Source organism: Mycobacteriales bacterium, from assembly GCA_030697205.1.
Classification (GTDB): domain Bacteria; phylum Actinomycetota; class Actinomycetes; order Mycobacteriales; family SCTD01; genus JAUYQP01.
The window spans coordinates 91,648-105,959 of record JAUYQP010000059.1 but is presented as its reverse complement, the minus strand read 5'-3'; the positions used below and the strand labels follow the sequence as shown (position 1 = coordinate 105,959).

17 protein-coding genes are annotated in these 14,312 nt (G+C 73.4%); 14 read left to right on the top strand and 3 right to left on the bottom strand.

The window, feature by feature from the left end; all coding sequences use genetic code 11:
• Positions 1 to 19: 19 nt before the first annotated feature.
• Positions 20 to 676: an O-methyltransferase gene (locus tag Q8R60_19980; GenBank protein ID MDP3714751.1), complete on the bottom strand. Its 657-nt coding sequence runs from the start codon at positions 674 to 676 to the stop codon at positions 20 to 22.
• Positions 677 to 694: 18 nt separating this feature from the next.
• Between Q8R60_19980 and Q8R60_19975 the strand changes: the two genes are divergently transcribed.
• Positions 695 to 1,252, top strand: a complete 558-nt coding sequence (locus tag Q8R60_19975) for a pyridoxamine 5'-phosphate oxidase family protein (GenBank protein MDP3714750.1) — start codon at positions 695 to 697, stop codon at positions 1,250 to 1,252.
• On the opposite strand, the gene Q8R60_19970 is transcribed toward Q8R60_19975, so the two are convergent.
• A complete protein-coding gene (locus Q8R60_19970) occupies positions 1,242 to 1,799 on the bottom strand; it encodes a hemerythrin domain-containing protein (GenBank protein ID MDP3714749.1) in 558 nt (185 codons plus the stop codon). The genes Q8R60_19975 and Q8R60_19970 overlap by 11 nt on opposite strands.
• Before the next feature lie 119 nt (positions 1,800 to 1,918).
• Here Q8R60_19970 and Q8R60_19965 point away from each other — a divergent pair, with 119 nt between their 5' ends.
• The 13 genes from Q8R60_19965 (at position 1,919) to Q8R60_19905 (ending at position 12,547) form a co-directional block, all read left to right on the top strand.
• Positions 1,919 to 3,436, top strand: a complete 1,518-nt coding sequence (locus Q8R60_19965; protein MDP3714748.1) for an AMP-binding protein — start codon at positions 1,919 to 1,921, stop codon at positions 3,434 to 3,436.
• Positions 3,433 to 3,711, top strand: coding sequence for an ATP-dependent Clp protease adapter ClpS (gene clpS / locus Q8R60_19960; protein MDP3714747.1), 279 nt, complete (start codon positions 3,433 to 3,435; stop codon positions 3,709 to 3,711). The genes Q8R60_19965 and clpS overlap by 4 nt, the downstream gene beginning before the upstream one ends.
• The gene (locus Q8R60_19955) at positions 3,708 to 4,247 is read left to right on the top strand and encodes a DUF2017 domain-containing protein (GenBank protein MDP3714746.1); all 540 of its coding nucleotides are present in this window, start codon (positions 3,708 to 3,710) and stop codon (positions 4,245 to 4,247) included. Before clpS ends, Q8R60_19955 begins: the two co-directional genes overlap by 4 nt.
• Positions 4,248 to 4,251: 4 nt before the next feature.
• Positions 4,252 to 4,650 (top strand): M67 family metallopeptidase, encoded by a 399-nt coding sequence (locus tag Q8R60_19950; protein MDP3714745.1) that lies wholly within the window; start codon positions 4,252 to 4,254, stop codon positions 4,648 to 4,650.
• 105 nt (positions 4,651 to 4,755) lie between these two features.
• A complete protein-coding gene (locus Q8R60_19945) occupies positions 4,756 to 5,031 on the top strand; it encodes a MoaD/ThiS family protein (GenBank protein ID MDP3714744.1) in 276 nt (91 codons plus the stop codon).
• Position 5,032: 1 nt separating this feature from the next.
• Positions 5,033 to 5,980 (top strand): cysteine synthase, encoded by a 948-nt coding sequence (locus Q8R60_19940; protein ID MDP3714743.1) that lies wholly within the window; start codon positions 5,033 to 5,035, stop codon positions 5,978 to 5,980.
• Positions 5,981 to 6,277: 297 nt separating this feature from the next.
• Positions 6,278 to 7,225 carry a hypothetical protein gene (locus Q8R60_19935; GenBank protein ID MDP3714742.1) on the top strand — a complete coding sequence of 316 codons (948 nt, stop codon included), beginning with the start codon at positions 6,278 to 6,280 and terminating at the stop codon, positions 7,223 to 7,225.
• 322 nt (positions 7,226 to 7,547) lie between these two features.
• Positions 7,548 to 8,381: a glutamate racemase gene (murI, locus tag Q8R60_19930; GenBank protein MDP3714741.1), complete on the top strand. Its 834-nt coding sequence runs from the start codon at positions 7,548 to 7,550 to the stop codon at positions 8,379 to 8,381.
• Positions 8,372 to 9,118 carry an MBL fold metallo-hydrolase gene (locus Q8R60_19925; GenBank protein MDP3714740.1) on the top strand — a complete coding sequence of 249 codons (747 nt, stop codon included), beginning with the start codon at positions 8,372 to 8,374 and terminating at the stop codon, positions 9,116 to 9,118. The genes murI and Q8R60_19925 overlap by 10 nt, the downstream gene beginning before the upstream one ends.
• 48 nt (positions 9,119 to 9,166) lie before the next feature.
• Positions 9,167 to 10,453 (top strand): hypothetical protein, encoded by a 1,287-nt coding sequence (locus tag Q8R60_19920; GenBank protein MDP3714739.1) that lies wholly within the window; start codon positions 9,167 to 9,169, stop codon positions 10,451 to 10,453.
• Positions 10,454 to 10,467: 14 nt separating this feature from the next.
• A complete protein-coding gene (gene rph, locus Q8R60_19915) occupies positions 10,468 to 11,211 on the top strand; it encodes a ribonuclease PH (protein ID MDP3714738.1) in 744 nt (247 codons plus the stop codon).
• The gene (gene rdgB / locus Q8R60_19910) at positions 11,208 to 11,813 is read left to right on the top strand and encodes an RdgB/HAM1 family non-canonical purine NTP pyrophosphatase (protein ID MDP3714737.1); all 606 of its coding nucleotides are present in this window, start codon (positions 11,208 to 11,210) and stop codon (positions 11,811 to 11,813) included. Before rph ends, rdgB begins: the two co-directional genes overlap by 4 nt.
• Positions 11,810 to 12,547 carry a class I SAM-dependent methyltransferase gene (locus tag Q8R60_19905; protein ID MDP3714736.1) on the top strand — a complete coding sequence of 246 codons (738 nt, stop codon included), beginning with the start codon at positions 11,810 to 11,812 and terminating at the stop codon, positions 12,545 to 12,547. The genes rdgB and Q8R60_19905 overlap by 4 nt, the downstream gene beginning before the upstream one ends.
• On the opposite strand, the gene Q8R60_19900 is transcribed toward Q8R60_19905, so the two are convergent.
• Entirely contained in the window at positions 12,529 to 14,238 is a 1,710-nt protein-coding gene (locus Q8R60_19900) for a glycosyltransferase family 39 protein (GenBank protein MDP3714735.1), read from the bottom strand. The genes Q8R60_19905 and Q8R60_19900 overlap by 19 nt on opposite strands.
• Between the last annotated feature and the right edge of the window lie 74 nt (positions 14,239 to 14,312).

The window sequence follows — 14,312 nt, the reverse complement described above, 5'->3', positions numbered from 1 at the left end:
ACTCAGGCGCCGGGCTCCTTCATGTGCGAATCGCGATGGTGAAGCCGTCGTGGCCTTTGGAGCCGACTGTCTGCATGGCGGTGGCGTCGGCTCGCGGGTCGTCCCGCAGTAGGTCGTGCAGCTCGCGAACCCCGCGGACCGCGTCGTCGACGGGGCCGAGTGCCACGGCGCCCCCGCGCACCGTGTTGTCGACGACGAGCAGCCCGCCGGGGCGGAGCAGGCGCAGGGCGTGGTCGGCGTAGACCGGGTTGCTGGGCTTGTCGGCGTCGACGAAGACGAGGTCGACCTCGTCGCCCACCGCGGACAAGGCGTCCGCGGCGGGCCCGACGACGACCGTGACGCGTTCGGCCACGCCGGCGCGGGAGAGGTTGGCCCGCGCGACGGAGGCGTGGTGCTCCGACACCTCGAGGGTGGTGACGTGACCGCCGGCCGGCAGGCCGCGCGCGAGCCACACCGTGGAGTAGCCGCCGAGCGTGCCCACCTCGATGACCCTTCGGGCTCCGGTGGCCCGGACGAGCAGGTGCAGCAGCTTGCCCTGCAGCGGACTGACGTCGATCGCGGGGAGTCCGGCGGCGGCGTTGGCGGCGAGCAGCTCGTCGAGCGCAGGGTCGGGCTTGAGCAGGGCTCCGACCAGGTGGGCGTCGACAGCGGCATGGATGTCAGCACGGTCGGTCACGCGACCTAGTCTGCGCGCATGGGCAAGGTCTACGAGGGCGGCGTCGACGACCTGCTCGCGGAGTGGATCTCCGAGCAGCCGGTCTTCTTCGTCGCGACCGCGCCGCTGGCCGCGGACGGCCGGGTCAACCTCTCGCCGCGCGGTCACGACTGCCTGTCGGTGCTCGACCCGTGGCGGCTCGCCTGGGTCGACTACACCGGCAGCGGCGTCGAGACGATCGCGCACCTCCGCGAGAACGGCCGGATCACCCTCATGTGGTGCGCCTTCTCCGGACCGCCGAAGATCCTGCGCGTCCACGGTCGTGGCCGGGTCTGCCTCCCGGGCACGCCGGAGTACGCCGAGGTCGTCGCCCGTCACCCGGAGCACCCGTCGACGCGGGCCGTCGTCGTGGTCGACGTCGAGCTCGTCAGCGACTCGTGCGGCTACGGCGTGCCGCTGATGGACCTCGTGGGCGAGCGCGACCTGCTCCGGCGCGGGGCGGAGCGGCGCGGCCCGGCAGGCCTCGCGGCCTACCGGGCCGAGCGCAACGCGGAGTCGCTCGACGGGCTGCCGGGACTGGACCCGTCTAGAGCCTGACGCCGGCCTTGCGGGCAGCCTTCTCCGTGAGGTTCACGACCTTCGAGCCGGTCGTGAGGTTGCCTGGCGGCTCGTCCGGCGCCTTCGGCTGTGGCGTCGTCGGGGCTGCCGGCTTGGCCTCGAGCAGCTTGTCACCGAGCTCGCGCAAGGCCTTGCGACCCATGGCCTCGCGGACGAGCGGGAACATCTCCGACTCCTCCTCCTCGACGTGGTGGCGGACGCTCTCGATGAGGACCGTCACCTTGGCGTCGAAGCGCTCGTGGTCGGCGGGCAGGTCGACCAGCTCCGAGAGCGTCCACTTCACGATGTGGTGCTCCTCGAGGCCCTCGAGCACGGTGTCGTCGAGGTCCTCGCAGCGGTCGCGCACGCTGGGGTAGAAGTGCTGCTCCTCGATGGCGGCGTGGACCGAGAGCTCCTCGATGATCTCGTCGACGACCGTGCGCTTGCGCGACGGTGCCGCGTCGTCCTTGACGAGCTTCTCGAACTGCTTGAAGAGGCGCTCCACGGTCTTGTGGTCGTCCTTGAGGAGCACGATCGCGTCGGGCACGGGGGCCTCCGGGGGCGTGTCGCGCGGGGTCGGCGCGCGGGGCGGGGCTGCCGGTCGGCAGTGGAGCGTGGCCTACCCCGCCGCGCGTCGGCCACGCCCGAGCAGGGCACGATGGAGGGGTGTTCGACCTGACCGGCGCGAAGGTGCTCCTCGATGCGGGGCTGCTGCGCCCCACCCGACCCGACCGCCTGCTCGGCATGGGTCTCGCGCTCGCGCGGTGGGGGGTCTCGCCGGCGACCGGCTACGCCGCGCAGGCCGCTCGCCAGCCGCCCGCCGTGGCGCTCGTCGACGACGACGGCCCGCTGACGTTCCGCGAGGTCGACGCCGCGACCCACCGCGCGGCCGCGGCGCTCAGCGAGCGCGGGGTGATGAGCGGTGACCCGGTCGGCCTGCTCGCCCGCAACGGCCGCGGCTTCGTCATCAGCACCGTCGCTCTCGCGAAGCTCGGCGCCGACGTCTACTACCTCAACACCGGCGCCGCCCCCGAGCAGATGGGCGCGGTGCTCGCGCGCGAGGGCGCGCGCCTCGTCGTCCACGACGCCGACCTCGTGCCGCCGCCTGGAGTCACGGCGGTCACGACCGACGACCTGCTGACCGCGCAGCCCACCGCTCGCGGACCGCTGCGGGCAACCCGGTCGTCGCGGCAGGTGATCCTCACCAGCGGTACGACGGGAGCTCCCCGCGGTGCCGCCCGGTCGGGCGCGGGCGTCGAGGAGCTGGTCTCCGCCCTGTCGCGGATCCCGCTGCGGGCGGGGGAGACCACGGTGGTCGCCGCACCGGTCTTCCACGCCTGGGGCCTCGGCCACCTCACCCTCGCGATGGTGCTCGGCTCGACCGTCGTCCTGCCCCGCCGCTTCGACGCCGAGCAGGTCCTGCGCCTGCTCGAGCAGCACCGGGCGAGCACGCTGGTCGTCGTACCCGTGATGCTCGACAAGCTCCTGGCCGCCGACCCGTCGCGCTTCGACCTCTCCAGCCTGCGGGTCATCGCGAGCTCCGGCTCGGCCCTGCCCGGCGACCTCGCGACCCGTGTGGAGGCAGCCTTCGGGCCGGTCCTGTACAGCCTCTACGGCTCCACCGAGGTCGCCTACGCCGCGGTCGCGACCCCCGAGGACCTGCGCGCCGACCCGCACACGGCCGGCCGTGCACCCCACGGCGTGACGCTGCGGGTCGTCGACGGCGAGGGTCGCGACTGCCCGCCCGGCGCCGAGGGGCGCATCTTCGTGGGCAGCGGGCTGACCTTCGGCGGCTACACCGACGGCTCCGACAAGGACCGCCTCGACGGTCTCGTCGCCACGGGTGACCTGGGGGTCCTCGACGGCAGCGGACGGCTCACCGTCCTCGGCCGCACCGACGACATGGTCGTGGTCGGGGGCGAGAACGTGCACCTGGGGCAGGTCGAGGAGGCGCTGCTCGCGCACCCGCACGTCACCGAGGTGAGCGTCTCGGGACGGCCCGACCCGTCGTACGGCGTGGTGCTCGTCGCCCACGTCGTCCTCTCGGCCGAGGTGCCGACCGAGGAGCTGCAGGAGCAGGTGCGCGGGCGGCTCGCGCGCTTCGCCGTGCCACGGGAGGTGCGCGTCGTCGACGCGCTGCCACGCAACGCGACCGGCAAGGTCGTCAAGAGCGAGCTCGCGTGACGGCCCCCGCCGAGCTCGACCTGCCCGACCTCGACGAGACCGTCGACACCCCGTGGGTCACGATTGTCTGGAACGACCCGGTCAACCTCATGAGCTACGTGACCTTCTGCCTGATGGAGCTGTTCGGCTACAGCAAGGAGAAGGCCACCACGCTCATGCTCGACGTGCACCACCGCGGCAAGGCCGTCGTCTCGACCGGGACGCGCGAGCAGATGGAGGTCGACGTGGCGAAGTGCCACGGCAAGGGCCTGTGGGCCACGCTCCAGCAGTCATGAGGTTCAAGAAGACGCGCAAGGGCGTCGAGGCGCGCTTCGAGCCGGTCGAGGCCGAGGTGCTGGCGCAGTGCACGAGTGAGCTGCTCGAGCTGCTCGGACCCGGGCCGGACGCCCACGCCGACCCGCTCGCCGCGATGGTCGGCCTGTCCGACGCGACCCGCCCCGACGACCCCGCGGTGCTGCGGCTGTTCCCCGACGCCTACGCCCCCGATCACCCCGACGACGCCGCGGCGGGCGACTTCCGGCGCTACACCGAGTCCGACCTGCGGTCGGGCAAGCGCGCGGCCGCCGCGGCTGTGCTCGCCGCCGTCCCGGAGGGCGGGGGAGCGGTGCTGCTCGACCGCGACGACTGCGACCGCTGGCTGGGCTGCCTCAACGACCTGCGGCTCGTGCTCGGCACCCGGCTCGAGGTCGCCGAGGACACCGAGATCGACGACGTCGCCGAGGACGACCAGCGGCTCTACGCCGTCTACGGCTGGCTGGGCTGGGCGCAGGAGTCGCTGCTGTCGTGCCTCACCCCGCGCTCACTAGGCTGAGCAGGTGCTCACCCTGTCCCGCGAGATGCTCGACCGGGTCCTCGCCCACGCCCGCCGCGACCACCCCGACGAGGCGTGCGGCGTCATCGCGGGCCGCGACGGCGTCGCCACCCGGGTCTTCGAGATGGCCAACGCCGACCGCTCCCCGACCGGCTTCACCTTCGACAGCGCCGAGTGGCTCGCGGTCTACCGCGACGTCGACGACGCCGACGAGGAACTGCTCGCCGTCTACCACTCCCACACCATGACGGAGGCCTACCCGAGCCGCACCGACGTGCTGTGGTCGCGCACCACGGAGTTCGCCCACTGGCTGCTCGTGTCGACCCGCACCGACGACGACGAGGTGTGCAGCTACGTCATCACCGACGGCGAGGTCGTGGAGGAGCCGGTCGTCGTCGTCTGACGTGGCATCCGCCACACCCGGAGCCTGAGGGCACCCGGAACAAGCCCGTCGTACCCCCCTGTTGGACGATGAAGGCACCACCCCGAGCGGAAGGCACCACCCACGATGTCTGTCGAGGTCCGGATCCCCACGATCCTGCGCACGTACACCGGCGGCGAGAAGGCGGTCACCGGCTCCGGTGCCACCCTCGCGGCCCTGCTCGAGGACCTCGACAGCCGCCACAGCGGCCTGCGCGGGCGCCTCGTCACCGATGAGGGCGCGCTGCACCGTTTCGTCAACGTCTACGTCAACGACGAGGACGTGCGCTTCCTGGGCGGGCTCGAGACCACGATCGCCGACGGCGACAGCGTCACGGTGCTCCCCGCGGTCGCTGGAGGCTGACATCCGGTTCGACTCGCTCGTCGAGTCCGTCGGGCGCACGCCGCTCGTCGGGCTCCCGACGCTGTCCCCGTCGCCGGACGTGCGGCTGTGGGCCAAGCTCGAGACGAACAACCCGACCGGGTCGGTGAAGGACCGGGCGGCGCTCTACATGGTCGCGGAGGCTGAGAAGGAAGGCCTGCTGCGGCCGGGCGTCACCGTGCTCGAGCCGACCAGCGGCAACACCGGCATCTCGCTGGCGATGGTGTGCCGGATGCGTGGCTACCGGCTGGTCTGCGTCATGCCGGAGAACACCTCGATCGAGCGGCGTCAGCTGCTCACGATGTACGGCGCGGAGATCGTCACCTCGCCAGCCGCCGGCGGGTCGAACCAGGCCGTCGCGGTCGCCAAGCAGCTGGCCGCGGAGAACCCCGACTGGGTGATGCTCTACCAGTACGGCAACCCGGCCAACGCGCTCGCGCACTACGAGACGACCGGCCCGGAGATCCTCGAGGACCTGCCGACGATCACCCACTTCATCGCGGGCCTCGGCACCACGGGCACCCTCATGGGCACCGGCCGCTACCTGCGCGAGCACGTCCCGGGAGTGCGGATCATCGCCGCCGAGCCGCGCTACGGCGAGCTGGTCTACGGCCTGCGCAACATCGACGAGGGCTTCGTCCCGGAGCTGTACGACGCCTCCGTGCTGACGTCGCGCTTCTCGGTCGGCCCGCGCGAGGCCCTGCGCCGGACCCGCCAGCTGGTCGAGGAGGAGGGCGTCTTCGCGGGCATCTCCACGGGCGCGATCCTGCACGCCGCGCTCGGCGAGGCGATGAAGTGCGTCAAGGCCGGGCAGTCCGCCGACATCGCCTTCGTGGTCTGTGACGGCGGCTGGAAGTACCTCTCGACCGGCGCCTACGCCGGCACCCTCGAGGAGGCCGAGGCGGCCCTCGAGGGCCAGCTCTGGGCCTGACAGGTCACCCGCGCGCCAACCGCCACCCAGCCAGGCGCTACTCCGGGAAGTGGCGATCACGCCCGCGGGGGCGCGCTCCCGTGATCGCCACATCCGGTACGACGCCACAGGGCTGCCGGGCGGCCTTCCCGGGAAGTGGCGATCACGCCCGCCGGGGCACGCTCCCGTGATCGCCACATCCGGTACGGGTCCTGGGACCCCCGGAAGGCGGGACGGCTGTCCACAGCTGCGCGGGCCGTCCACAGCTTCGCCGCGAGGGGTGTGGCGGACGCCCGGAAGGGCTCAGCGTGTTCAGCCATGGGCGCACGAGCACTGGACCCGGACGCGGCGGCGAGCGATCTCGGGTACCTCGAGCCTGACGACCGGCTCGCGGCGGCTGTCGGGGTGCTCTCCGCTCGGCGGGCGGGCGCGGACGCGCGGACGCGGCGTGCCGTCCGGGCCGGCCTGTGGCGGCGGTACGGCGCGGTCGTCGTCATGCACAACGGACCACTTACACAGGAGCAGGTCCTGTGGGTGGCCCTACTGCGCAGCCCGCGCGGGGTGGTCCTGAGCGGGACCAGCGCCGCGATCGCCCGCGGTCTGCGGCGCGATGCACCGGTGCGCCCGCAACTGCTGGTGCCCGCAGCCGGTCCGTTGCCGCACCTGGCCGACGTCGACGTGACGAGGACCAGGCTGCTGGACGCGAAGGACGTGCACCCCACGGCGCAGCCACCGCAGCTGAGGCTTTCCCGCGCTGTCGTCGACGCGGCATCGCGGGTCCGGGATGCCGACGACGTCCGCGCGCTGCTCTGCGCGCCTGTACAGCAGCGCCTGCTGCGGCCAGACCACCTGCGGGAGGTGGTCGTGCGACTGGGGCCCGTGCGTCACCGCGCGCTCATGCTCAGCACCCTCGCCGACCTCGCTGGCGGTGCCCACAGTGTGCGTGAGCTGGCGTTCACCCGCCTGTTGCGCCGCGGGAAGGTGCCGCAACCCGACCGACAGGGCGTCCGTCAGCGTCCGTCGGGCCGCTACTTCCTCGACGCGGAGTGGGAGAAGTACGCCCTGCGTGCCGAGGTCGACGGGCTCGGTCACCTCGGGGTCGTCCAGTGGGGGCAGGACTGCGACCGCGACAACGAGCTCGAGCTCGACAAGGTCCAGCAGCGGCGCCTCCGCATCCCCGGCTTCTGGCTCGACGAGCGGCCGGATCACGTCCTCGACCAGGTCCGCCGCGGCCTCCGCCGAGGTGGGTGGCAGGACGGACGGTGACGGGCATGCCGGATGTGGCGATCACGCGAGCGTGGCCCAGCGTGCGTGATCGCCACATCCCACGGTGTGCATGTGATCGGATTCCCGAGCGGAGCGGATGTGGCGATCAAAGCGGCGAGCCGAGCGTGCGTGATCGCCACATCCTTCGGCCGGGCTGACGGCTCGGCATGGGGCGCCGCGGAGGTGGCGATCACCGGAGCGTGGCCGAGCGTGTGTGATCGCCACATCCCGCACGGGGGGCTGCCCGCACTCCCCGTGACAGGTAACCGCGGGGTGTCGGCGAGGTGACACACGATCGGCGCCGCGGCCCTAGGCTGACGGCGTGGGCAGGTCCGGTGTCGATGACGCGCCGATCGGTGTCTTCGACTCCGGTGCCGGTGGGCTGACGGTCGCCCGCGCGCTGATCGATCAGCTCCCGCACGAGCCGCTTCTCTACGTCGGCGACACCGCCCACGGCCCCTACGGCCCGCTCCCGCTCGCCGAGGTCCGCCGCCACGCCCTCGCGGGCATGGACGCGCTGGTCGCCCGCGGGGTGAAGGCCCTCGTCATCGCCTGCAACAGCGCGAGCAGCGCCTGCCTGCGCGACGCGCGCGAGCGCTACGACGTCCCCGTCGTCGAGGTCATCCAGCCCGCGGTCCGCCGCGCGGTCACGGCCACCCGCTCCGGCAAGGTGGGCCTGCTCGCCACGGCGGTGACCGTGAGCAGCCGGGCCTACGACGACGCCTTCGCGGCCGCACCGCAGGTCGCGCTCACCAGCGCGGCCTGCCCGCGCTTCGTCGACTTCGTCGAGCGAGGCGTCACCACGGGTCGCCAGCTGCTGCAGCTCGCCACCCACTACCTCGACCCGCTGCTGCGCGCCGATGTCGACACGGTGGTGCTCGGGTGCACCCACTACCCCCTGCTGACCGGCATGATCTCGCTCGTGGTCGGTGACGGCGTGACCCTGGTGAGCAGCGCGGAGGAGACGGCCAAGGACGTCTACCGCCTGCTCGCGCAGGAGGGCCTCGACCGCGACGCGGAGCGGCCCGCGCCGGTCCACCGCTTCCTGGCCACGGGCGACCCCGAGGCCTTCGCCCGGCTGGGTCGGCGGTTCCTCGGCCCCGAGGTCGGGCAGGTAGGCCGTGTGGACGAGACAGGGGTGGCGGCGTGCAGCTGACGGTGCTGGGCTGCGCCGGGACCTTCCCCGGCCCTGACTCGCCCTGCTCGGGCTACCTCGTGGAGCACGACGGCTTCCGGCTCGTCCTCGACCTCGGCGCGGGCGCGCTCGGCCAGTTGCAGCGCCACTGCGGCCTGCTCGACGTCGACGCGGTCTACATCACCCACCTGCACGCCGACCACTGCATCGACCTCGTCGCCTACTCCTACGCCCGCCGCTACCACCCCGACGGCGTCCCCCCGGTGCTCCCCGTCTACGGCCCGATGGGCACCCGGGCCCGCATCTCCGGCAGCTTCGAGGCCCCCCCGGTCGACGGCCTGCTCGACGTCTTCGACTTCCGCACCGTGACGGCCGGCACCGTGGCGATCGGGCCGTTCGAGGTGACGACCGCGATCATGAACCACCCCGTCGAGTGCCACGGCCTGCGCATCAGCGCCGGTGGCCGCACCCTGGCCTACTCCGCCGACACCGGCGAGACCGATGCGCTCGTCGAGATCGCCCGTGACGCCGACCTGCTGCTGTGCGAGGCGTCGTGGCTGTCGGACCGCGAGCACCCCCCGGGCGTCCACCTCACCGGTCGCGAGGCCGGCGAGCACGCCCACCGTGCCGCCGCCCGTCGCCTCGTCCTCACCCACGTCGTCGCCTTCGTCGACGGGGAGATGGTGATGGCGGAGGCCAAGGAGGCCTTCGACGGCCCGATCGAGCTGGCCCGGATGGGCAGCGTCTACGAGGTCTGAGGCCGCTCGCGAGGCAGGAACCCCCCGTCGTACGACGAAAGCCTGTGCGTGCGCCGTCTTTTGCTCGCTGCCCTCGTCGTCTGCTCCGCCTTCGTGGTGCCCGGCTCCAGCTCTGGTTCGAGCCCTGGATCGAGCTCAGCGGTCTACCCGACGCCGGGGTTCGCGAGCGCCAACGTCGAGTGGATGGGCAACCTGCCGATCCACGCCGACAGCGCCGGCGCCAGGTTGCTCGGCGACCACCTCTACATCACGAGCAGCCACGAGCTGTCGATCTACGACGTGAAGACCGACCCCCTGCTGCCGCGCCTGCTGTCGACGCTGCCGATCCCCAACACGCCCTACTTCGCGGAGGAGGACGTCGACACCAACGGCAAGGTGCTGCTCGTCGGCACAGCGACCGCCCTGGTCGTCGTCGACGTGCGCAACAAGGCGCTGCCGGTGGTGAGCGCGGTCCTGCAGGGCGCGGACGAGCACACGATCAGCTGCGTGCTCGACTGCACCTGGGCTTACGGCTCGGAGGGCGTCATCGTCGACCTGCGCGACCCGGCGGCCCCGAAGATCGCCGGAGACTGGACGAAGGCGCTGCCCGCCGGCGTCGGGCAGACCCACGACGTCACCGAGGTCTCGCCCGGCCTGGTCGTCACGAGCACGAAGACGCTGTGGATGCTCGACGCCCGCAAGGACCCGTCGAAGCCCAAGGTCGTCGCGAGCGGCGCCAGCCCCGACGGCCGCTTCATCCACGCCAACCTGTGGCCGCGGGGCGGCAAGGACACGATGCTGCTCGTCGGCGGCGAGACCTCCGGGGCCGGCTGCTCCGACCCCGAGGGCGGCGCCTTCATGACGTGGGACGCCACCCAGGTGTCAGGGCGGACGGCGAAGACCAAGCGCTTCCGGTTGCTCGACTCCTACCGCGTGCCCGAGGCGACGCTCCAGCAGGGCGGCGCGGCCGTCACCGAGACCTACTGCTCGCACTGGTTCACCACGCGGCCGGGGTGGAAGGACGGCGGCGACGTCGCGATCGGCTGGTACGAGAACGGCACCCGCTTCGTCGACGTGTCCCCGAAGGGCAAGATCACCCAGACCGGCTACTTCACGCCCGCCGGCACGAGCGCGTCCGCGGCGTACTGGGTGAGCAAGGACCTCCTCTACGTCCTCGACTACCAGCGCGGCCTCGACATCCTGCGCTTCAGCGACACCCCCGTGACCCGCTCCGTGCGACCCGGTGCGCCCGGCCTCAAGCCGTGGGAGGCGCCGGCGACGCCGCGGGTCTTCTTGCCCGGCCTGCTCAACGGCACCGCCTGGACCTGCGCCGCACCCGTGCCCGCTGTTGCCTGACTAGCCTTGCTCACGTGACCCGCCATGACGGCCGCTCGGCCGATGCCCTCCGTCCCGTCGTCCTCACCAGGGGGTGGCTCGACCACGCCGAGGGCTCCTGCCTCGTCGAGTTCGGCCGCACCCGGGTCCTCGTCGCGGCCTCGGCGAGCGAGGGCGTCCCGCGGTGGCGCAAGGGCAGCGGCCTGGGCTGGGTGACGGCGGAGTACTCCATGCTGCCGCGCGCCACCCACACCCGCTCCGACCGCGAGTCGGTCAAGGGCCGCATCGGCGGCCGCACCCACGAGATCAGCCGGCTCATCGGCCGCTCGCTGCGGGCCTCGATCGACCTGTCGAAGCTCGGCGAGTCCTCGATCTCGATCGACTGCGACGTCCTGCAGGCCGACGGCGGCACCCGCACCGCGGCCATCACCGGCGCCTACGTCGCGCTCGTCGACGCCTGCCGCCACCTCGGCCGCGAGGCGGCCCTTGTGCGGTCTGTCGCGGCGATCTCGGTCGGCGTCGTCGACGGCACCCCGGTGCTCGACCTCGACTACCCCGAGGACGTCTCGGCCGGCACCGACATGAACGTCGTCGGCACCGGTGACGGCGCGCTCGTCGAGGTGCAGGGCACCGCTGAGGGGGAGCCCTTCTCGCGGGCCGAGCTGACCGCGCTGCTCGACCTCGCGCAGGGCGGCATCGCCGACCTCACCCGGCTGCAGGCCGAGGCGCTCGACCAGCCGCTGCGCCGGCGCCACGAGGGCGTCCCGACCTCGCTGTGAGCGCACCCCAGGTGGTGCTCGCCACCCGCAACGCCGGCAAGGTCGCCGAGCTCTCGCGCATCCTCGCGCCCTACGGCGTCGCGCTCGTCGCGCTGCCCGACGACGTCGAGCCGGGGCCGGAGACCGGCGCGACCTTCGAGGCCAACGCGCTCGCCAAGGCCGTCGAGGCCTGCGCCGCCACCGGCCTGCCCGCGGTCGCCGACGACAGCGGGCTGGTCGTCGACGCGCTCAACGGCATGCCCGGGGTGCTGTCGGCCCGCTGGGCGGGCGCGCACGGCGACGACGCCGCCAACCTCGCGCTGGTGCTCGGCCAGGTCGGCGACGTGCCCGACGAGCGGCGCGGCGCGGGCTTCGTCTGCGCGGCGGCCTACGCCCTGCCCGACGGTCGCACCGGCGTCGTCGAGGGCGTGCTGCGGGGCAGGCTGGTCCACGAGCCGCGGGGCACCGGGGGGTTCGGCTACGACCCGGCCTTCGTGCCCGATGGGCACGACCGCACCACCGCCGAGATGGCGCCCGCGGACAAGGACGCGATCAGCCACCGCGGCCAGGCCTTCCGCGCCCTCGCTCCGCAGCTCGCCGCCGCCCTGGGGGAGCCGGCGTGACGCGGGTGACGGGTGACAGCGGGCTGCAGAGCGAGGTCCTCGAGGACCTCGTCGAGGCCCGCAACTACCGCCGCTGGCTGGTCGACCTCATCGGGCCGCACCTCGGCGACGACCCGCTCGAGGTCGGAGGCGGGCTCGGTCACTACGCCGCCGACTGGGTCGCGGTCCGCGCCGCGCAGGGGCTGACCCGCTTCACCACGTCCGAAGCCGACCCGTCGCGGCTCGCGGCGCTGCGGGAGCGCTTCGCAGCGGACCCGACCGTGACGGTCCGCGAGCTGGCGGTGCCGATCGAGGAGGTCGCGGCGTACTCCTCCGTCGTCGCCTGCAACGTGCTCGAGCACATCCCCGACGACGTCGCCGCGCTGCGGGCCTTCGCCGGGCTGGTGCGTGACGAGGGAGCGGTCGTCGTGGTCGTGCCGGCCTTCCCGTCGGCGATGTCGCGCTTCGACCGGGCGATCGGCCACGAGCGCCGCTACCGGCGGGCGTCGCTGCGGCGTGCCGCCGAGGCCGCGGGTCTCACCGTCGAGGTCCTCCACCACGTCAACCTGCCGGGCCTGCTCGCGTGGCTCGTCACGGTGAAGCTGCTGCGCACGCGGCCGAGGGCGGGGCTGCTGCTCACCGTCTACGACCGCGGGGTAGTGCCGTGGCTGCGCCGCCTCGAGGGTCGCCGGCCACCGCCGTTCGGGCAGTCGCTGCTGCTCGTCGCGCGGGTCCCTCAGCGCGACGCGCGGTAGACCCCGAGGCAGCGCATCGGGTTGCGGTAGGTCGTCGGCTGGACGGCCTGCGGCCCGGCGACCGGGTCGAAGAGGAACGCCTGCGAGCCCGGTGCCTGGATGGTGCGTGCGATCGACGACACCGTCTGGATGCGGGCGATGAGGTCGGCGGTGCTGCCCAGCCGCCCGGTGTCGACGAGCTCGTGGCTGAAGACGACCCAGACCCGCTCGGTCGCGAAGCGGCCGGTGCGCAGTGCGATGCGGTCGTCGCAGCCCTGCGCGGGGGTGTCGATGAGCAGGATCACGCCGTCGCGCCGGATCGGGACGAAGCGCTCGTAGTAGTCGTAGCCGCCACGGGCCGCGATGTGGACCAGGACATGGTCACCGGGCTGGCGCTCCGCGGCGACCTGGCGCAGCACCGGCTCGAGCTCCTCGACGTACTGCGCCTCGATCAGCCGCGGTGGGGTCTCGCGCAGCGCGGGCACGAGGGTGAGGGACAGCGCGACGGTGACGGCGAGCAGCCAGGCCGCCCGCGGCAGGTCCATCCGGTCGGGGACGAGGGCGCCGATCGCGAGGGCGGCGAGGGGCACCAGCCACAGCGACAGCCGACCGGCAAAGGGGTACGCCGACAGCGAGGCCGCGAGGGTCGCCATCGCGACGATCGCGAGCGCGGCCGCCCCGCGGGCCCGGGCGACCCACAGCAGCCGGGCAGCGCCGAGGGCCAGCAGCGCGAGCGCGAGCTCGGGCAGCCGCAGACCCAGCGGAGTCTCGGTGAGGTCGAGCCAGCGGCGGCCGATCCACCGGGCCAGCCCGTCGTCGGTGGGGAAGGTGTAGGCCCAGTAGTCCTCGAGGACCCGGTTGTCGCGCAGGTCGTCGAGCACGAGCACGAAGGCCACGCCGAGCGAGACGAGCCAGCCCGACAGCACCCCAGCGGTCAGGACTGCCTCGCGCCAGCGGCGACCGACGGCGTGCCGGAGGACCAGCACCAGGCTGATGCCGGCGAGGGCCAGGACGGCGGCGTGCGACAGCCAGAGCAGGACGGCGCCGGCGGCGGCGAGCACCGCGACGTCGCGCGTGCCACGCATCGCGCGCAGAGCGAGCAGCACGAGGACGAGCACGACGGCGACGTCGCTGGAGTACTGCTTGACCTCGTTGGCGTAGTAGGTCAGCGACGGGCTGAGCGCGACGATCGCGACGGGCACCGGCACGACGACGGCAGGCAGCAGCCGACGGGCCAGCGCCCAGGTGAGGCCGAGCACGGCGAAGCCGGCGAGCATCGGCACGATGCGCAGCACTCGCTCGTCGGTGCCGAACAGGTCGATCGCGAGCCGCTCGGCCCACAGCCACAGGACCGGGGCTGCCTGGTTGTGGAGCAGTGGCTCGGTGACCAGCGCGGTGTAACCGCGCGACACCAGTGACTCGCCGATGAGCGCCTCGTCGAGCCACAGCGACCGGCCGACCGCCCACTGCCGGATGCGGACCGCGGCGCCGAGCAGGACGAGCAGCAGCGGCACGCCCACGGTCCAGAGCCGCACGGCGAGGGCGGAGGACTCCTCGGGGGCGGCGTGTCGGGCGGCAGGTCGGGCGGCAGGTCGGGCGGCATGTCGGGCGGTGCTGCGGGCGGTGCTGCGGGCGGTGCTGCGGGGGGTGGTGCGGGCCGGTCGTGGCGGCAGCGACCCCGACGGCGGCAGGTCGCCCTCGTGCACGACCACGGCCGGGACGCCGACCGGGTGGGTCTCGTGGAGCGGGTCGAGGGGGAGCGGCGGGCCGGCCGCCGGGTCGCTCG